Source organism: Anaeromyxobacter terrae (assembly GCF_022690685.1).
Lineage (GTDB): Bacteria > Myxococcota > Myxococcia > Myxococcales > Anaeromyxobacteraceae > Anaeromyxobacter > Anaeromyxobacter terrae.
Genome location: NZ_JALCYY010000006.1, coordinates 1 through 19,127, shown reverse-complemented (window position 1 = coordinate 19,127; position 19,127 = coordinate 1). Strand labels below are relative to the sequence as shown.

General features: G+C 74.8%; 15 protein-coding genes. 6 read left to right on the top strand and 9 right to left on the bottom strand.

Annotated elements, in window-relative coordinates:
- The first annotated feature begins 17 nt into the window (after positions 1–17).
- A complete protein-coding gene (locus tag MNY62_RS03920) occupies positions 18–1,601 on the top strand; it encodes a DUF3943 domain-containing protein (protein WP_242342793.1) in 1,584 nt (527 codons plus the stop codon).
- Positions 1,602–1,680: 79 nt separating this feature from the next.
- Here the strand turns inward: MNY62_RS03920 and MNY62_RS03915 are convergent, their stop codons facing one another.
- The 5 genes from MNY62_RS03915 to MNY62_RS03895 form a co-directional block, all read right to left on the bottom strand.
- Positions 1,681–2,346, bottom strand: a complete 666-nt coding sequence (locus tag MNY62_RS03915) for a response regulator transcription factor (RefSeq protein WP_242342792.1) — start codon at positions 2,344–2,346, stop codon at positions 1,681–1,683.
- Between the two features lie 143 nt (positions 2,347–2,489).
- Positions 2,490–3,272, bottom strand: coding sequence for a serine/threonine-protein kinase (locus tag MNY62_RS03910; RefSeq protein ID WP_242342791.1), 783 nt, complete (start codon positions 3,270–3,272; stop codon positions 2,490–2,492).
- Complete coding sequence (locus MNY62_RS03905) at positions 3,269–5,068, bottom strand: ABC transporter ATP-binding protein (protein ID WP_242342790.1); 1,800 nt, start codon at positions 5,066–5,068, stop codon at positions 3,269–3,271. Before MNY62_RS03905 ends, MNY62_RS03910 begins: the two co-directional genes overlap by 4 nt.
- Before the next feature lie 47 nt (positions 5,069–5,115).
- The gene (locus MNY62_RS03900) at positions 5,116–5,262 is read right to left on the bottom strand and encodes a hypothetical protein (RefSeq protein ID WP_242342789.1); all 147 of its coding nucleotides are present in this window, start codon (positions 5,260–5,262) and stop codon (positions 5,116–5,118) included.
- Between the two features lie 114 nt (positions 5,263–5,376).
- A complete protein-coding gene (locus tag MNY62_RS03895) occupies positions 5,377–7,890 on the bottom strand; it encodes a carbohydrate binding family 9 domain-containing protein (protein WP_242342788.1) in 2,514 nt (837 codons plus the stop codon).
- Positions 7,891–8,049: 159 nt separating this feature from the next.
- Between MNY62_RS03895 and MNY62_RS03890 the strand changes: the two genes are divergently transcribed.
- From MNY62_RS03890 to MNY62_RS03875, 4 genes are all read left to right on the top strand, one after another.
- Entirely contained in the window at positions 8,050–8,718 is a 669-nt protein-coding gene (locus MNY62_RS03890) for a hypothetical protein (protein WP_242342913.1), read from the top strand.
- Positions 8,719–8,995: 277 nt separating this feature from the next.
- Positions 8,996–9,454, top strand: a complete 459-nt coding sequence (locus tag MNY62_RS03885; protein ID WP_242342787.1) for a CBS domain-containing protein — start codon at positions 8,996–8,998, stop codon at positions 9,452–9,454.
- 16 nt (positions 9,455–9,470) lie between these two features.
- Positions 9,471–11,216, top strand: coding sequence for a DNA polymerase/3'-5' exonuclease PolX (polX, locus tag MNY62_RS03880; RefSeq protein ID WP_242342786.1), 1,746 nt, complete (start codon positions 9,471–9,473; stop codon positions 11,214–11,216).
- A gap of 3 nt (positions 11,217–11,219) precedes the next feature.
- Positions 11,220–11,873: a SagB/ThcOx family dehydrogenase gene (locus tag MNY62_RS03875; RefSeq protein ID WP_242342785.1), complete on the top strand. Its 654-nt coding sequence runs from the start codon at positions 11,220–11,222 to the stop codon at positions 11,871–11,873.
- A gap of 105 nt (positions 11,874–11,978) precedes the next feature.
- Here MNY62_RS03875 and MNY62_RS03870 read toward each other — a convergent pair whose 3' ends face one another.
- Positions 11,979–14,033, bottom strand: coding sequence for a sensor histidine kinase (locus tag MNY62_RS03870; protein ID WP_242342910.1), 2,055 nt, complete (start codon positions 14,031–14,033; stop codon positions 11,979–11,981).
- Positions 14,034–14,249: 216 nt separating this feature from the next.
- Positions 14,250–15,449: a vitamin K epoxide reductase family protein gene (locus MNY62_RS03865; RefSeq protein WP_242342784.1), complete on the bottom strand. Its 1,200-nt coding sequence runs from the start codon at positions 15,447–15,449 to the stop codon at positions 14,250–14,252.
- A 467-nt stretch (positions 15,450–15,916) separates the two neighbouring features.
- Here MNY62_RS03865 and MNY62_RS03860 point away from each other — a divergent pair, with 467 nt between their 5' ends.
- Positions 15,917–16,255, top strand: coding sequence for a UBP-type zinc finger domain-containing protein (locus MNY62_RS03860; RefSeq protein WP_242342783.1), 339 nt, complete (start codon positions 15,917–15,919; stop codon positions 16,253–16,255).
- Here MNY62_RS03860 and MNY62_RS03855 read toward each other — a convergent pair.
- Complete coding sequence (locus MNY62_RS03855; RefSeq protein WP_242342782.1) at positions 16,228–17,661, bottom strand: GuaB1 family IMP dehydrogenase-related protein; 1,434 nt, start codon at positions 17,659–17,661, stop codon at positions 16,228–16,230. The two genes, MNY62_RS03860 and MNY62_RS03855, sit on opposite strands and share 28 nt — an antisense overlap.
- A 48-nt stretch (positions 17,662–17,709) precedes the next feature.
- Positions 17,710–19,011 carry a flavin monoamine oxidase family protein gene (locus MNY62_RS03850; RefSeq protein WP_242342781.1) on the bottom strand — a complete coding sequence of 434 codons (1,302 nt, stop codon included), beginning with the start codon at positions 19,009–19,011 and terminating at the stop codon, positions 17,710–17,712.
- Positions 19,012–19,127: the final 116 nt, after the last annotated feature.

Sequence of the window (19,127 nt, the reverse complement as noted above, 5' to 3'; positions counted from 1 at the left end):
TGCAAGGCGTGGCCTCGATGTCGCCGCGCCGATCGTCCCCGAAGCATTCCGTCCTCCTGCTCCTCCTCCTCGCCGTCGCGCCGGTCCGCAGCGCGGCGGACGCGGCGCCGCCCGAGCGACGGGCCGAGCACGCCGCTCGCGACCCAGGCCGCAGCGCGGCGGACCTGGACGCAGCGCCCGGGCGACGGGCCGAGTACGCCGCCCGCGACGCGGGCCGCAGCGCGGCAGACGTGAACGCGGCGGCGCCTGGCCGACGGGCCGAGTACGCTGCACGCGAGCCGGACCTGCACCTCCTCCCGCCATCGTCCATGACGGCGACGGGGCTCGATCCGTCCGAGCGCGGCGACGGGGCTCGCCGCTTCGCGCTGCCCGCCGTCGAGGCGCTCGGCGTCCACACCCTCATGGTGAGCTGGAACCGGTGGGTGGGCGCGGCGCCGTGGGGGGACGTCTCCGCCGACTCGATCGGCCGCAACCTGCGGAGCAGGTGGGTGCTCGACGACGATCCGTTCTGGGTGAACCAGTTCGGCCATCCGTACCAGGGCACGTGGGCGTTCACCGCGGCGCGCTCGGCGGGGCTCGGGTTCTGGACGGCGGCGTCCTACTCGTTCGCCGCGAGCGCGCTGTGGGAGATCGCGGGCGAGACGGAGCGGCCGGCCAGGAACGATCAGATCACGACCCCGGTGGCGGGAGTCGTGCTGGGCGAGGTCCTGACGCGGTTCTCGGACGCGCTGCGGGCGGAAGGCGGGCCGTGGCGCGACGCGGCCGCGAGCGTGCTCTCGCCGATGTCGGCGGTGAACCGGCGGCTGCGCGGTGCGACGGCGCCCCTCGAGGCGCCGGCCTCGCGGTGGGAGCTCTCCATGGCAGCCGCGTCGGGGACGGGCTCCGAGGGCGCGTGGCACGGGCGCGCGGGCTTCGCCTTCACGTGGGGGCTCCCCGGCGACCCGGACCTCGAGCTCGCGCGGCCCTTCGATCACTTCGTGCTCGAGGCGGCGTACGGCTTCGCCGCGGATCCGGACGCGACGGTGCGCGGGCGCGGGCTCATCGCGGGCAAGTCGTTCCACCCCACGCGCGCGGTGCGCGGGCTGTGGGGGCTCTTCCTGTCCTTCGACCTCGACACGCCCGGGCCGTACCGAGTCTCGACGAGCGCGGTCGGCGCGGGAGCGAGCGGTCGCGCCGACCTCGGCGGCGGCTGGGCGCTCGAGGCGGGCCTCCACGGCGGAGCCGTGCTGCTCGGCGCCGCCGGGTCCGTGGCGCGCGGCCCCGACGGCGCGGGGCGGGACTACCTGATGGGCCCCGGCGCGCAGTCGCTCGTCGACGTCGCCCTGCTCGCCGGCACGCGCGGGCGCGCCGGCGTGACCCTGCGGCAGTACCTCGTCCTCGGCGAGGGCGAGCCCGGCGGAACGGCGCTCCTGCTCGAGGCGAGCGCGGGGGCGACGCTGCGCATCGTGGGCGCGAGCGCGATCGCCGTCGAGGTGACCCGCCGCGTCCGGCGGGTGCAGGATGCGACGCGCCACGCGGACACGGCCGTCCAGCTCTCGTACGTGCTGCTCGGCGGCGCGTCCCCCGGCGTCCCCGAGGCGGCGAGCGCGGACGACCTCTGAACGTCTGTCGTCGAGGCCGCCGGGGTGCGCGCTCCATGGTCGCGAGCGCCCCGCCGGCGGCCCCTCCACTCACCGGCGCTCACTCCTGCGCGGGCCCGAGCCGATAGCCCAGCCCCCGCATCGTGCGGATGAGCGGGACCGCGGCATCGCGGTCGACCTTCCGGCGAAGGTTGCTCATGTGGACGTCGACGAGGTTCGTGAGGTTGTCGCGCTCGTTCGCCCAGACGTGCTCGCCGAGCTCGACCCGCGTCACCACCTCGCCCGCGTGGCGCATGAGGAACTCGAGGATCGCCTGCTCCTTCGCGGTGAGCCGGAGCGGCCTCTCTCCTCGCCGGACGTCGCGTGACGCGACGTCGAGCGTGAGGTCGTTCACCCGAAGGACGGGCGGGCGCGTCGCGGCGCCGCGGCGTAGGAGCGCGCGGACGCGGGCCACGAGCTCCTCGGGCGGCACGGAGTCGGCCACGCAGTCGTCCGCGCCGCCGTCCAGGCAGGCCACCCGCTCCGCCGCGGAGCTCCCGGCGGACAGCATCAGGATCGGCGTCGCGACGCCACTCAGCCGCAGGCTGCGGCAGAGGGCGAGCCCGCGCGCGGCGTGCACGATGATCACGTCGTACGAGATGACCTCGGCCTGCTCCTCGGCGTCGGCGACGCAGGCGATCACGTCGACGGCGAACGTCTCGCGCTTCAGCCGCTTCGCGAGCGCGACCGCGGCCCGCTCGTCGTCCTTGATGAGGAGGATGCGCATGAGTCCGCCCCGCAGGTTGCGCGATGAGGAGTATCGATACGCGGAGTGTGCGTGTCACCGACCGCGACGAGGGCCTCCGCGGCCGCGGCCCGCGAATGGGCGAGCCCGCGTGAACGGCCCGCGCCGTGGGGTCCTGCCGTGGCTCACGCGGGCGGAGTGACCCGCTCGAGCGCGCTCAGGACCCGCGGCAGCGGAGGACGCCGCGCGGGCTCCGGCTCCAGGCTCGCGTCGATGGCCTCGGAGAGCGCCGCGGGAACCCGACAGACGGCTCTCACGCGCGTCGCCCGGCGCTCGAGCTGCTCGTAGCGGTCGCGGTCGCCGTCGGAGCGGAAAGGCGCCGAGCCGGTCACTGCCTCGAACAGGACCGCCCCCAGGGAGAACACGTCGGCCGCGGCAGTGAGGAGGCCACCGCGGGCCTGCTCGGGGGCCATGTACGCGGCCGTCCCGATCCCCGGTACCCCCCGCCCCGGCGGGCGGGCGATCCCGAGGTCCAGCAGGCGCGCGATGCCACCGTGGCAGACGACGTTGGAGGGCTTCACGTCGAGGTGCAGGACGCCGACCCCATGCAGGTAGTGAAGGGCGGAGCAGAGCTGGCGCCCGAGCATCGCGACGTCGCGCGCAGCCAGGCCGCCCCTGCGTCGGAGGAGATGCGAGAGGGTCTCGCCGGGGAGCGTCTCCATGATGAGCGCCACCCGCGGGTGCTCCAGCAGCTCGTAGCCCCGAACGATGTGCGGGTGCGAGAGGGACAGGAGGAGGGTGCCCTCCGCGCGCAGCGCGCGGCGCCCGGCGGGCCGATCGAAGCGACCGCCGCGCAGGACCTTCGCCACGCACCGGCAGCCGCGCTCCAGGCTCCACGCGTCGTAGACGCTGACGTCCCCGTTCTGCCGGAGGAGCCGGAGGGTGCGATAGGCCGGCGAGAGCCTCACGCGATCACCCGCGATCCCACAGCCGGGCGCTCCTGCGTGCGCTGCAGGCGCGCGTACGGCCCGTCCCGCGCGACGAGCGCCGCGTGCGTTCCGCGCTCCACCACGCGGCCGCCGTCGAGGACGACGATGCTCGTGGCCGATCGGATCGCCCCGAGGTCGTGGGAGACGAGGATCGTGGTGCGGCCGCTCATGGCCCGCTCGAGCGGCGCGAGCACGCGGCGCGCCGAGGCGGCGTCGAGGGCCGCCGTGGGCTCGTCGAGGAGCAGGATGGGCGCGTCCCGGACGAGCGCGCGGGCGAGCGCGAGCCGCTGGCGCTCACCGCCGGAGAGGCGCCGCCCCTTCTGGCCCACGGCGCTGTCGAGCCCTCCGGGCAGCGCCGTTACCAGGCCGTCCAGGTCGGCCGCGCGCACGGCGCGCGCGATGGCCGCGGCGTCGGCGCTCGGCTCGCCGTAGGCGACGTTCTCGCGGATGCTCGCGTGCAGGAGGAGGGTCTCCTGGAGCACGAGCGCCGTGGCGTCGCGCAGCGAGCGCAGCGTGAGCTCGCGGATGTCCTGGCCGTCGACGAGGATCCGGCCGCGGGTGGGCTCGTAGAAGCGGAGGAGCAGGTTCACGATGGTGGACTTGCCCGAGCCGCTCGCGCCCACCAGGGCGAGGAGCTCGCCCGGACCCACGCGGAACGAGACGCGCGAGAGCGCATCCTGCGCGGCGCCTGGATACCGGAAGGACACGTCCTCGAAGACGACGTCGCCGCGGGCGCGGACCAGCGGGCGCGCGGCGGGGCGGTCCTCCACGCTCGGGCGCTGCTCGAGCAGCTCGACGATGCGCTCCGCCGCCGCGGCCGCGGAGTGGGCGCTCGTGACGAAGCCCCCGAGCCCGCGCACGGGCTGGTAGAGCTTGCCGACGTACGTGACGAACACGAGGAGGCCGCCGAGCGTGACGCGCCCCGCGGCCAGCTCGCCGGCGCCGAGGGCGATCACCGCCAGGCCGCCGACGAGCTCGATGAGGTCGACGACCGGGACGAACAGGCCCCGGAGCCGCGCGGCGGAGAGCTGCGCCGCCACGCCCGCGAGCCCCTCGCGGCGGAAGCGCTCCAGCGCGTCCTGCTCCCGCCCGTACGCCTGCACGAGCGCGGCGTTCGAGAGGCTCTCCTCCGCGACCGCGCTCACCGCGCCGGCGCGGCGGCGCGCCTCCCGCGAGATCTCGCGGATCCGCCCGGCGAAGCGCCGGACGGCGAGGGCGAAGAGCGGAAGGGCCACGAGCGCCACGGCCGCGAGGCGCCAGTCGATGACGAAGAGCGCCCCGGCGAAGAAGAGCACGCGCAGGAGGTCCGCCAGCGCCGCGCTGAGCCCGGACACGAGGAACGACTCGATCGACGCGCTGTCGCCGGTGAGGCGGGACAGGACGTCCCCGAGGCGCCGCTTCCCGAGGTCGTCGAGCGACAGCCCGAGGACGTGGCGGAACACCCGCGCGCGCAGGGCGAGCAGGAACCGCTCCGACACCGACGTCGAGAGCACGCGATCGACGAACCCGACGGCCCCGTCCGCGACCGTCACGCCCGCGAGGAGCAGCGCGAGCCATCCGAGCGGGCCCAGCTCGCGCGGAACGAGCACCCGGTCCACCACGAGCTTGAAGAGCCAGATGGCCGCGGTCTCGAGCGCAGGGGAGAGTGTGCTCGCCGCGACGAGGACCGCGATGGAGGCGCGGAACGGCCGGAGGTCCGGCCCGAAGACCCCGAAGACCTTCCGGAGGGGAACCGATTCAGCGGAGGTGGAGTGCTCGGGCCGGGCGCGCGGCATCGAAGACCGCCGGCAGGGAGCCGGGGGGCTCCCTGCCGGCGCCGGTGCTAGTGGCAGCCGGACCGACCGCGGCCGTGGCCGCAGCCCCTCGTCCGCGTCCGCGTCTTGGTCTTGCAGCTCCTCGTCTTCTTCGACTTCTTCGTCTTGCCGCCGCACCCGTGGTTCAGCGCAGGAATGAGCTCGGTGAACAGCATCCGTTCCTCCCTCTCCCCGTGATTGGGTGCCGCGGAGCTTGACTCCCGGTCCCTGAAGAAACCCTGAAGACGGAGCGCGTCCACCCATCTGGACGCCGCGGTTCATCGCCGCGCTCAGATCCGGGTCCAGTGCGACCACTTGACGAGGAAGACGTCCGTGGCGGGTGCCGGGCCCAGCCGGGCCGGGAGCAGCCCCGCGACCCCGCCGCCGGACAGCGCCGTGTCTCCCTCCTGCGAGCGGGAGTAGACGACGAAGACGGTGGATCCGGGCCGGTATTCCCACCTCACGACCAGGTTCAGGCGGAGGCTCACGCTCCGGAAATCTGCTCCAGGTGAAGGAACCTCGACGGGGCGGAGATCTCTCGCGTCGATCCGGGTGGAGGGTGCCGCGGCGTAGTAGGCCTGGTACCGGCCCTCGACGGTGAAGACCTGCAGGTAGCCGATGAACGAGAGCCGGGGCGTCGCGACCACCTGCTCGCGCAGGGTCAGCGAGAGCGAGCGCGCCGCGAGATCGCCGAAGCGGAGCTCTCCCCCGTCCTCTTCCAGGAATCGCCCTGGGATCGGGTCACCGCTCGCGTCCAGCCCGAGCCGCGTCTCGAGCGCCGGGCTCGGGCGCAGCACCGCCGACGCGCCCACCTGCCATGCCCGCGCGCCGGGCAGCCCTTCCGTGGCGAGCACGCGCGCGAAGCCCCCGCTCAGCCCGAGCGCGAGCGCCCGGTGCGTATCGCTCGACAGGCTGCAGCCCGCGTCGAAGCTCGCCGGTCGGCGGTACGGGATCCCGAGCGCGTAGATCTCGCGCAGGTCCCAGGTGGCAGCCTCGTAGCCCCCGTCGCAGCTCACGTCGTTGTAGCCGGGGAGCGTCGCGCTCACGCTCGAGCGGATCGCCGCTCGCCGCCGCAGCGCGCTGCCGTCTGCCGACCAGCTCGCGGGCACCGACACCTCCGCCGAGAGCCGGTGCAGCGGCCCGAGGCCGCTCTCGCGCACGAAGGCCAGCGCCGGGCGCAGGTCGTGGAGGTTCTGGTCCGGCTGGTATCCGGCGGCGTTGAGGTCGAGCCGCGGGGTCGCGAGCTCGTACGCGACCCACGCGCGCCACGGCTCGCCGCCCACCTTGCCCGCGGTCGCGTAGACGCCGAAGCCCGCGTCGCCGCGCCGGAGCGAGGTGCCGTCGCCCAGCGTGCGCACCGGCGGTCCGCCGACCACCTGCGAGACGGCGACCTGCCCCGCGAAGCCGTACTCGCTCTGCGTCGAGCGCAGATCCCACTGGGCCGCCGCAGCGTTCCCTCCGCGCGCGTCGCACGACGCGGGCGGGGCGTCGAGCTGCACGTCGCCGTCGCTGCAGCGCGGGCCGACCGGCGTGGCGAGCGCGCCGGCGAGCCCGAGCCACGACCTCGTCCCGAGCGACCTGCGCGCGACCGCGGCGAAGAAGTTCTCGGGCGTCGGAGCGACCGCGGGCAGCGTGTCGTTCCGGGCGAGGTGGAGCGGCTGGGCCCAGCGCACCCCGAGCCGGCGGTCCGAGCCGGTCCCGCTCCACGAGGGCGCGGACGCGCCCGCCACGAACGCCTCGACGAGGCCCACCTGCAAGCCGGGCGCGAGATCGCCGCCGACCTTCGCGGCGGCCAGGATGGGGGCGTCGCTCCCGATTCGCCGCGAGTAGAGGATCTGGTGCGGGACGGACCCGCTCTCGCCGCCGACGGGCTGGAAGAGATCCATGCCCGCCATGAAGAACGGGCGCTTCTCCGGGAAGAACGACTCGAAGCGCGTCAGGTTGAGGATGACGGGATCGGCCTCGACCTGGCCGAAGTCGGGGTTCACCGTTCCGGTGACGCCCACGCCTCGGCTGAGCGGGGCGCGGAAGTCGAGGCCCACGTCGGCGGAGGGATCGCCGACGCGGGGCACCGCGGCACCGGAGAGCTCGGGCCGCATCGTGAAGCGCGCGGCGAGGAAGGGCATGAGCTCGAGGTCGCGCTGGGGCTCGACGGCCCCCATTTTCAGCTGCCCGAACTGCGACACGAACGCCCCGGCGCCGAGCGGGATGAGCGTCGACGCGATGACGGCGTGGGTCCGCGTGATCTTGCGCTGCACGTACACGCCGAAGACGAGCGGGTCGGAGCGCTCGAACCGGAGGACGCGCAGCGGGATGGCGATCTCCGCCGACCAGCCGTCGCTCAGGGGCGCGGCGGCGCCGTCCCAGACCGCGTCCCACTCGTCGGTCTCGCCCGTGTCGTCGTGGAGGAGCCGGTCCTCCTGCACTCCGGCGGCGTTGAGGATGAAGTAGTACCCGGTCCGATGATCGTGCGCCGAGTCGATGGCGACCGCGACGCTGTCGCTGGGCGGGATGTGATCCCTCCGCCCCATCGCGCGCGAGATCCGCTGCGGCTGCGAGTCGTGGCAGACGATCCCCACGTACAGCTGGTCGTCGTCGTACAGGAATCGCACCTCGGTGCGCTCCGAGGGCGTCGCCCCTTCGTCGGGGTAGAGCTCCACGAAGTCGGCGAACGGCGTCGCGCTTCGCCAGGCCCGCTCGTCGAGTCGGCCGTCGACCTCGATCTTCCCGCTCGCCCGCGCCGCGACGAGATCGCCAGCCGGCGGCTGTCCCGCCGCAGCCGCCAGCAGCGGGACCATCGCCATGAAGCAAGCACATGACAGCGGGCGCATGAAGCGTCCGGATAGCACAGCTCATCGGAGTCGACCTTTGCACCCATGGGCCTAGGTGACGAGAGAGCCCATGAGAAGTACTTCGCGTCATCGGCGAATCGCTCGCGCGGCGAGCCGAACGCGGAGGAGACGATGAGACTTCGTGCCGTCCTGGCGGCCCTGCTCGTGGCGGGGTGCAACGAGTTCGGACCCCGGGGCCCGCCCGGGCCCGCCGGTGAGAAGGGCGAGGCCGGCGAGCCGGGCGGCCCACCCGGACCTGCTGGACCCCAGGGGATCCAGGGCCCTGAGGGACCCGCGGGCCCGGCGGGGATCCAGGGGCTTCAGGGCCCTGCCGGACCCACGGGCCCGGCGGGTCCGGCGGGTCCGGCAGGGCCGGCGGGGCCGCCGGGGCCGGCAGCGCCCGGTGTCGACTTCGCGGGCAAGATCCAGCTCCCCCACGACAGCCTCTCGAGGCTGTTCGGTCTGTCCTTGCCGACCTCGCTGCATGGGGGCGGCGTGGTGGCGCACGTGAACGTCGTCTCGTCCAACGGCGTCGAAGTCGAGTCCACGCAGTGCACCGTGAGCTTCGCGATCGTGAATCGAACGGGCGTCGTCTGGGTGGATCCCTCTCCGGCGACCTGCGTCCGGGCGTACTCGGCGGGTGGCGGACTCAACGTCACGTTCGACACCGACTACTCCGGGAGCACGGGCATCGTCCTGATCAAGGCGACGAGCGGCCTGAAGCCGACCCCGACGGTCACGGCCCGATACACCGTGAAGAACCTATCGGACGAGGCGGGCCTCGTTCCGTTCGCCTACTGACCCGAGGCGCGCCGCCCGCGCCGGACGCCGAGCTTCCGCCGCCCCGCGACCACGCCACGCTCCGACGTCCTTGTAGGCGAGCGGCGCCTCCTCCGGCACCGGGGGTCCGGTCGCGCCGGGCTCGGTTCCGTGCGGTTGCACGAGGGCCGCGCTGCACCCGAACCGGCGACTCCAGACGACCGTCCGCGCGTCCCCTGCCGGGGGTCTACGCTGGCGGCGTGAGGCGAGGCTCAGGAGCCGAAGGGCGACGGGGGCCGAGCGCCGTGCCGGAGGATCCATGCGAATCGGCGAGATCATGACCCGCGAGGTGAGGACGGTCGGTCCCGGGCAGTCGGCGGACGACGCATACCAGAGCATGCGGCTCCACGGCATCCGCCACCTGGTCGTCATGGACGGGCGGCGCGTCGTCGGGATCGTCTCGGAGAGGGATCTCGGCGGAGGCCGCGGCGGAGCGGTTCGCGCCGGTCGAACCGTCGAGGAGCTCATGGCGCGGCACGTTGCGACAGCGGCTCCGGAGACGACCATCCGTCAGGCCGCGAACCTGCTCCGCGGCCGGACCATCGGGTGCCTCCCGGTCGTCGACGACTCGAAGCTCGTCGGGATCGTGACGGTCACGGATCTCCTGGAGCTCGTCGGCGAGGTCACCCGGAAGGCGTCCACCGACGCGCGATGGAAGCCGGTGCGGCGGATGGGGCGCTGGCCGCGCAACGTCGAGACGCGGCGCGCGAAGTCCTGAAGGAGGCGAAGCGGCCGTGGAGAACGCCGAGGTCGCGCGGGTGCTGGGAGAGATCGCCGACCTCCTGGAGCTCACGGGAGGGAACGCGTTCAAGGTGCGCGCGTACCGGCGCGCCGCGCAGGTGATCGACGTCCATCCGGGATCCATCTCCGAGCTGTGCCGGGAAGGCCGGGTCGCCGAGCTGCCCGGGGTCGGCGCGCACATCGCCGCCAAGATCGGCGAGCTCGTCGAGACGGGCGAGTGCCGCGAGCACGCGCGGCTCTCCGCCCTCGTGCCGCCCGGAGTGCTCGACATGCTCCGGCTCGAGGGGATCGGGCCGAAGACGGTCGAGGCGGTGTGGAAGACGCTCGGCATCACGGACGTCGCCGCCCTCGAGGCAGCGTGCCGCTCGGGACGCGTCCTCGACGCCGCGCACGTGGGGCCGACCCGTGCCCGCGCGATCCTCGGCGCGATCGAGCGCCAGCGGGGACGCGCCGGTCGCATGCTGCTGCACCGCGCCCTCGGCTACGCGGCGCCGATCCTCGAGCGGCTGCGGACCGTGCCCGGCGTCCGCCGCGCCGAGGTCGCCGGGAGCCTGCGGCGGCGGAAGGAGACGATCGGGGACCTCGACCTCCTCGTCGCCTCGGACGACGCAGCCCCGGTCGTGCGGGCCTTCACGGGGCTCTCCGGCGTGACGGCCGTCCTGGCGGAAGGGCCCACCAAGGCCTCCGTGCGGCTCCGCGCCGGGATCCAGGCCGACCTGCGGGTGCTCGCGCCCGGGTCGTTCGGCGCCGCGCTGCACTACTTCACCGGCAGCAAGTCGCACAACATCGCGATCCGCACGCGGGCGATGAAGCGGGGCCTCAAGATCTCGGAGTACGGGGTCTTCGACCGGCAGGGGCGGGTGATCGGCGGCGCGGCGGAGGAGGACGTGTTCCGCGCGGTCGGCCTGCCGTTCATCCCGCCGGAGCTGAGAGAGGGCATGGGCGAGATCGAGGCGGCGGAGGCGGGGCGGCTGCCGCGGCTCGTGGAAGAGTCGGAGCTCCTGGGCGACCTGCACGTGCACTCCCGCGCGTCGAGCGACAGCCGCTCCGAGCTCGCGGAGATCGCGGCGTCCGCTGGGACGCTCGGGCGGAGGTACGTCGCGATCACCGACCACTCGCGCGCGAGACCCCTCGGGCTCGACGCGCCCCGGCTGGCCGAGCACGCCGCGGCCATCCGCGCGCTCGACGCCCGCCTCGGCGGACGGCCGCACCTCCTCGCCGGCGTCGAGGTCGACGTCCTGCCCACCGGCGCGCTCGATCTCCCCGAGGAGGCCCTCGCCGGGCTCGACTGCGTGGTGGCCTCGATCCACTCGCACCTCGCCGACCCCGCGGCGCGGAACACCGAGCGCATCGTGCGGGCCCTGCGCTCGGGCGTGGTCCACGTGCTCGGTCACCCGACCGGCCGTCAGCTCGGGACGCGCGACGCCTACGCCCTCGACCTCGAGCGCGTGCTCGACGTCGCGCGGGAGGAGGACGTCGCGCTCGAGGTGAACGCGATGCCGGAGCGCCTCGACCTCACGGACGCGGGCTGCCGGGCCGCCAAGGCCGCCGGCGTGCCGGTGGTGATCTCGACGGACGCGCACGACGCGACGCAGCTCGCGAACCTGCGCTACGGCGTGTGGGTCGCGCGGAGGGGATGGCTCGAGGCGAAGGACGTGCTGAACACGCTGCCGCTCGCGGAGCTCCGGCGGCGGCTGAGGCGGAGGGGCGCGACGGCGCGAACCGCCCCGGGGAGGTGAACGATGGAGCCTGCGCCCTCGCCTCAGGGTCGTGTCCGCGCGCCCTCGCCGGCGGGAGCCTCCGGCGCCCGCCTCGAGCGCCTGCCAAGACCGGATCCGCGCAGCACGCCGCTTCACGGCGTCATCGCCGCGCGGCGTTCTCGCCGCGAGTTCGGCCGCCGCGGGCTCACGGACGCGGAGACGAGCGCGCTCCTCTGGGCCGGTCAGGGGATCACCTCGGTCGAGGGCGGGCGCGCCGCGCCGTCCGCGGGTGCGCTGTACCCGATCACGCTGACCCTGGTCGACGCGCGGGGTGTCTGGCGCTACGTCCCCGCGGTCCACGCCCTCGCCCTGGAGGAGGTGGGGGATCGCCGTGCCCGGCTCGCGTCGGCCGCGTTGGGCCAGGAGAGCGTCGCCGGGGCGCCGCTCACGATCGCCGTGAGCGCCCGCCCGGCCGTGCTCGCGGCCCGCTACCGCGAGCGGGCGGAGCGCTACTGCCTGCTCGAGGCCGGGCACGTCGCGCAGAACGTGCTCCTCATGGCGACGGCGCTCGGGCTCGCCGCCGTGCCGGTCGGCGCGTTCGACGACGAGGCGGTGCTGGGGGTGCTGGCGCTCGGCCCAGCACACCTCGCGCTCTACCTCCTGCCCGTCGGTGCCCCACCTGCGGGGTCCGGGTAGACGCGCCGGAGCGGACCCCTCGAGCCCGCCCATCGCTCCCGGCGAGGCCAGCGCCCTCGGGACACACGGGGGCGGGTGACCGCCGCGCCTCACGCCCGCCCGCGCCTACCGCGGGGCACCGACCTCCGAGGTTGCCTCGGCGCCAAGCGGCCTGGACGAGCGCTCCGGCTCCGGCGAGGCGTCGTTCGGCGGCGCCAGCGGAATCGTGAACCGCAGCGTTGCGCCGGCGCCCGGCCTGCTGACGACCCAGAGCCGCCCGCCGTGCGCCTCGACGATCCCCCGGGAGATCGAGAGCCCGAGTCCCGTGCCCTGGTAGCGGACGTGCGAGTCGCGCCAGTATCGGTCGAAGATGCGGGACTGATGCTCGAGCGGGATCCCGGGCCCGCGGTCGCTCACGGAGAACACCACGCGGCCGGGCAGCGCGCGCGACCGCAGCCGAACCGCCCCACCGCGCGCGCTCACCTTCACGGCGTTCGAGAGCAGGTTCACGAGGACCTGCTGGACGCGGTCGCGGTCGCCCCACACGGGCGGTGCATCGGCCGCGAGGTCCAGCTCGACCCGCACGCCGAGCTGATCCGCGAGCGGCCGGATCGCGTCGACGGCGTCTCCCGCCGGACCGGCGGGGCAGATCGCGGTGCGGAGGATCGAGAGCCGTCCCGCATCGATCGACGCGAGGTCGACGAGGTCGCCGATGAGGCGGTTCATGCGATCGCACACGCGCTCGATGGAGTGGGACGCCTTCCGGGCGGGGGTGCCGGGCGCCGTGGTCTTCGCGGCGACGCTCGCCGCCATCCGGATGGCGGTGAGCGGGCTCTTGAGATCGTGCGACACGATCGCGAGGGTGTCGTTGCGCGCGCGGATCGCGTCCTGCGCCTGCTGGTAGAGCCGGGCGTTGTCCATCGCGAGCGCGCAGCGGCGCGCCAGCTCCGCGGCGACCCCGAGATCCTCCGCGTCGAAGCGCCTGCTCGAGCCGGAGATCGCGAACTCCATCACGCCGAGCACGCGGTCCCGCGCGCGGAGCGGCACCGACATGAACGACCTGACGCCGAGCCTCCTGAGGAGCTCCTCGTGTGCGCGGTAGATCGACCCGTCACGCCCGGCGAAGCTCTCGACCTCCCGGATGAGCTCCGGCGTGCTCGTCGTCCGGAGCTCGTGCTCGGTCGCATCCTCCGCCTCGGAGCAGATGGGGTGGCGGCGCAGGATCTCGCACGCCTCGTGCGCATGCGCCGGATCGAGCGCCTCCACCGCGACGCTGCCGGGGCCCCCGCCCTCGCCGGCGAGCACCACCGCGCAGAACTCGCCGAGGTACGGGACGGCGACGCGGGCCGCGCGGGCGAGCGTCTCCTCGTAGCCGAGCGAGCTCGCGAGCCGCTTGGTGGCGAGCGCGAGGAATCGGTCGCGGCCGGCGGCGCGCCGCTCGTCCGTGATGTCCTGGAACGCGATGGCGGCCCCGACGATCCTCCCGCCACGGGTGATCGGGGCGGAGCTGTAGCGCACCGGAAAGCGCGAGCCATTCCTTCGCGTGAGCGTGTCGTCCGCGCCGCGGTGCGGCTGGCCCGTGGTCATCACGTTCAGGAGCCGGCAGCTTCGCCCGGAGCAGGTCCCGTCGACCCGGTCGCAGCGGAGCGCGGTCTTCATCTCGAGCCCGACGAGCTCGCTCCGATGGTACCCGAGCATGCGCTCGGCGGCTGCGTTGAGGTAGGTGATGCGGCCCTCGAGGTCGAGCGCATACACCCCCTCGTCGACGGCCCGCGTCACCGCGCGGAGCGACTCCAGTCGCGCGCGCACCCGCCGCGCGGCCTCGCGACGAAGGCCGATGGCCGCGCGGAGCGACGCGCGCGACGAGCCGCTCGTGCGAACGATGAGGGTGCCCACCGCCGCGAAGAGCACGAAGTGCAGCGCCTCGCCGCGATCCAGCGAGGGACCCACCATCGCCGTGAACCACCCGCCGACGAGGACGATGACGAGCAGCCCGGGGCCCGCACCGCCCGACGCGGTGCTCACCGCGACGGCGCCGAGGGCGAGCACGGTCAGCGTGTGCGGGAAGACCGGCGAGAGCACCACGTTGAGCCCGACCGCGGCGACCGCCAGCGCGGCGGCGAAGCCGTAGCGCGCGACGGCGGTGCCACCGCGTAACCGCTCACCGATGCTTCGCACCACGTCCAAGGGAGTCCCTGATCTCCGTGATCCACCAATGCGCCACGGAGGCCAGATGTTCCCACCTGCCCGCCGAGAGGCGTACCGCCGCCCACCGACTCGAGCGCTCGGCGCCGCGGTCGTCCACCGAGCCGCCGCCCGCCTCGTGGAGGGGATGCGTGCGACCCTGCGCGCGACGATGGCGTGCCGCGGTCGAGCCGGCGCGATCCCTCGGCGCCTTCAGCGCTCCGCGGCCCGAGCCGGCGGAGCCCCGGGCGCGCGCCAGATCTCCGGCGGGAGCTCGCCCGTGTAGATCTTGCCGCCGATGACGTACGACGGCGTCGCGCGCACGCCGGCGCGCAGGCCGTCCTGGATGTCGCGCGCGAGCCGCGCCTCGGTCGCGGGCGACGCGAGGCACGCCTCGAACGCGGGGACGTCGAGGCCGACGCGAGCCGCGAGGCGCGCCACCGGCTCGTGCGCCGCCTGGTTCCGGAACAGCGCGTCGTCCATCTCGGCGAAGCGGCCCTGCGCGTCGGCGCAGATCGCGGCGCGCGCGAGCTCGCAGGCCGAGGGATGGATGGAGCGCTTCAGCGCGGGGTTGCACGCCGCGTCGAGCGGGAAGTGGCGGCGGACGATCTCGAGGTCGGGACGCGCGCCTCGGAGCAGGCCGAGCTGCTCGTGGGCGCGCGCGCAGAAGGGGCACTCGTAGTCGCTGAACTCGACGACGACGCGGTCGGCCCCGCCCAGGACCGGAGCCGCAGCCGGAGCCGGCGTCGCAGCCGGAGCGGGCGTGCTCGCGCCCACCCGCGCTGCGGGGGTCACGGACCGGTAGCGCGGGTACGCCGCCCACGCGCCGACGACGACGGCGAGGAGCGCCACCGCGAGCCCCACGGAGCGCTCTGGCCGCGCACGGAGCGCGGCGAGATCGGCGGCGATCGCCGAAGCGGGCGCGGCCGGGCAGGCGCGCCAGGCCGCGGCGAGGAGCGCGACCGCGGTGAGCCACGAGGCCATGCAGAGCAGGCACCACGCGCCGATGGCGACCTCGCTCACCACGGCGAGCGCGATGGAGGCCGCGACCGCCACTGCTGCGACGGCGAACAGGAGCCCGCGGCCAAAGATCCCACCCCGCCGCGCGTGCGCGAGCGCGCGCGCGGCGAGGCCCGCGGCGAGGCCGTACCCGAGCACGCCCCACGCGGCGACGGGGAGCCCGAGGAACACGGAGAAGCGGCTCAGCGCAACGCGATCGCAGTTCACGACGTCGCTGATGGCGCAGAAGCTGGTGAGGCCGGCGTGCGCGCGAGCGTGCAGGCGCGCGAGGAGGACCGACAGCGCCGCGCCCAGGAGCGCGAGGAGGAGCGCGGCGACGAGGGGCGTGCGCGCTCGGCGGTCGGGCGTCGGGGCGCTGGAGCGGCGTGACGTCTTCTTGGGATCGCGTTTCATCTCGGGAGGCCGCAGGCGCACGGGGGCTGGGTCGGGCGTGCCGGCGTCGAGCGTGCTCGCGCCGCGACCGCGTCCTTACGGCCGAGCGGAGAGGTCAGTCGATCGAGCAAGGCTTCACCTCGACGCACGGAGGCGGCTTTGCGGCTGCGGGACTGCGGGGCTTCGCCGTGTCGCTCGCCTTGGGTGCGCCCGCGCGGGGATGCGCGGTCAGGTCGGCCGCGCGACTGCCCTCCGGCTTCGCGGAGCGGCCCTCCTTCGCGGGGGCTGCCGCTGAGTCGGCCGAGCGGGCGGGGGCGGGCTCGGCCTTCGGCGCGGGCCCGTCCGCAAGGGTCGGACCGGCGAGCAGTGCCGCGAGCGTCAGGATGAGGGTGCGGGTCATCGGGGCCTCCGGCTCCGTTGCATAGCACGGCCCGGCGGCCCGTCGTGGCTCCGTTGACCCGCGGCCGTCCCGTCGTCATGGAAGAGCCATGTGCGAGCACCTGAGCATCCTCGAGAGACCGCGAGCGCGTCCCCTGACGCCGAGCTCCCACGGCTGCAAGGAGTGCCTCGAGGCCGGCGACACGTGGGTTCAGCTGCGGCTGTGCATGACCTGCGGCCACGTGGGGTGCTGCGACAGCTCCCGGAACAAGCACGCCACCCGTCACTTCCAGGCGACGAAGCATCCGGTCGTGAAGGCGTTCGAGCCGGGCCAGGACTGGGCGTGGTGCTACGTCCACGAGGAGATGGCCGAGGCGATCCCGGCGTTCCCCGAGGAGTCGCCGCGAGAGCACTACGGAGCTCACCCGCGCGGCTTCCCCTCGCCGTAGCCGCCCGCGGTCTGGACCCCGACGACCGCCTTCCGGTGGAACTCCGGCACCGTCGTGGCGCCGACGTACGTGAACGCCGACTGCACGCCGGTGATCACGTCGACGAGGATCGCCCCCACGCTCTCGCGGCCCTCGCGGATGTAGATTCGCGACGTGGAGATCCCCTCGCGGAAGAAGCCCTTCTTCGCGCGCTCGAAGGCGTCGAGCCCGGCGGTGCGATCGCTCACCGCTCGCGCGCTGGCCATGCCGTAGTTCTCCTTGTACGACCGGCCCTCGCGATCCTCCTTCACGTCGCCCGGGCTCTCGTAGGTGCCGGAGAGCGCGGTGCCGATCATGACGCGCGACGCCCCGGCGGCGAGGTAGAGGGCCACGTCGCGCGGGTCGCGCACGCCGCCGTCGGCCCAGACGTGGCGCCCGCGCTGATGCGCCTCACGGGCGCACGCGAGCACCGACGAGAACGTCGGCCGGCCGGCGCCGGTCTGCATCCGGGTCGTGCACATGGCGCCCGGCCCGACGTTCACCTTCACGATGTCCGCGCCCGCGTCGAGGAGGTCGCGGGTGCCCTCGGGGGTGCAGACGTTGCCGGCCACGAGCGGCAGCGAGCCGATGGCGCGCCGGACCTCGCGGATCGCCTCGATCATGCGGCGCTGGTGCCCGTGCGCGGTGTCGAGCACGATCGCGGCGACGCCGAGCTCGGCGAGGCGCGCGGCCGACGCGGCGGCGCCCGCCGAGATCCCCACGGCGGCCGCGACCATGAGCTTGCCGCGCCCGTCGAGCGCGGGCTCGAGCAGCTCCAGCCGCACGGCGTCGTCGCGGGTCAGCACGCCGACGAGCCGGCCCTCGGCGTCGAGCACCGGCGCGGCCTTCACGCGCTGATCCTCCATGAGCAGGAACGCCTCGCGGTTCGGGGTCCCGACGCGGATCGTCACGAGGCGCGACGACATGAGCGAGCCGACGGGGGAGTACTGGTCGCGGTCGCGCAGGTCGGCGTGCGTGACGATGCCGAGCGGCCGGCGCTCGTCGTCGACCACGACCACCATGTCGTGCGCGCGCTTGCGGATGATGCCGAGGACGTCGCGCAGCGTGGCGCGCGGCGACACCGAGAGCGGGGTGTCGTAGCGCGGATCGGCGGCCTTGATGTTCCCGATGATGCGCGCCGCCGTCTCGAGGTCCATGTCCTGGGGCAGGACGCCGAGGCCGCCGAGCCGCGCCATGGTCTCGGCCATCCGCTTGCCGGTGACCGCGTTCATGTTCGCGGACACGACCGGGTGCGCGCCGCCGGGGAAGTCCACGGGGCGCAGGTCCACCTCGAGCCGCGAGCCGCCGTCGAAGTAGCCAGGGACGAGGAAGACGTCGTCGAGGGAGAGCTCGAGCGTCTCGTCGTGGTCGGGATGGAGGAAGCGCATGCCCTGGCGATAAGCGAACGCGGGCCGCAAGGGAAGGAAAACCCCGCGTCAGCGGAGCGTCCCGAGCACCTCCCGGGCCGCGCGCTCACCGCTCAGGAGCGCTCCCTCCACGGTGCCGGCCAGCGCGCCCGCGGTCGCCTCGCCGGCGAAGAACAGCGTGCCCTCGACGCTGCCCGCGAGCGCCTCGGAGGCCCCGTCGGAGCCGACCGGGAAGACCGCGTAGCCTCCGCGCGTGAAGGGCTCCCGCGTCCAGTCGGCGACGGCGGCCCCGTCGAGCAGCTCCTCGAGCTCGCCCTGCGGCCGGCCGAGACCCCGCGCGGCGGAGCGGAGCGTCGCCCGGAGCAGGTCCCGCTCCCGTCTCCCGGCGACGCGCGCGGCGCTCGGTCCGCCCGCCCAGCCGACGAGCACCGGGGCGTCCACGGGCGCGAGCGTCCAGAACACGGGGATCGGCGCGCCGGGGACGTGCAGGAACACCGGTCGCCGGCCCGAGCCCGCCCACGGCGGGCGCCGGAACCTGAGCAGGACCTTCACGACCGGCCCCATGGTGAGCCTCGCCGCCGCGCTCCTCTTCCCGGCCGGCAGGGAAGGCACGAACCGGATCGCGTCGCCCTGGAGGAGCGGCAGCGGCACGGTGACCACGGCGTGGCTCCCGGCGATGGGCGCGAGGCGTGCGCCGGTGCGTCCGCGCGCGCGGATCCGCACCTCTCCTCGCCCCCACCGGATCTCCTCGACGACCGTGCCGAGGCGCAGGTCCCCCTCGCCGCCGCGAAGCCCTCGCGTCAGCGGGGCGAGGATCCGTCCGTAGCCGCCCACGACGCGATGGGCGGTTTCGCCGCCGAGCTGCTCCAGCGCGCGGCTGAGCCGCGCGAGGGCCAGGGCGGAGGCCGTCCGTGGATCGGCGAGGTAGAACCCGCGCACGAGCTCCCGGGCCAGCGTGGACACCCCTCGGGCACGTCGCCCGACGAGCTCGCGGTGGATCGAGGCCTCAACGGCCTCGTCGTCCCGTCCGCCGCGGCCGAGGAGCGCCTGCGCGCTCGAGAACGCGTCGCCGGCGTCCACGAGCCGCCCTCCTTGCGGTCGCTGGTGTCGGTCCGGGATCTCGCGGATCCCCGCGCGCGCGCGGCGCGCGAGCGCGAGGGTCCTCGGCGGCCGCCCGTGCACGAACTCGGCGCCGTGCTCCAGCGCGAGGCCGAGCACCGGGTCCACGCGCGTGTCGATGCGCCCGCCGAGGCGCTCCCGGGCCTCCACGAGCGTGATCGCGACGCGCCGGCGGCGGAGCAGATCCGCCGCCGCGAGCCCGGCCGCGCCGGCCCCGATCACGATGACGTGCGGTGCGCGCGTCGCCGGCATTCCTCCCCGATCGGCGGGCGACGCCGGAGTTATCGCGAGCGCCCGAGCGATGTTCCCGGCGACAATCTAAACGGCCGATCATGGCGAGCGGAGCGAGCCCGCCGGGGCGGGGGCGC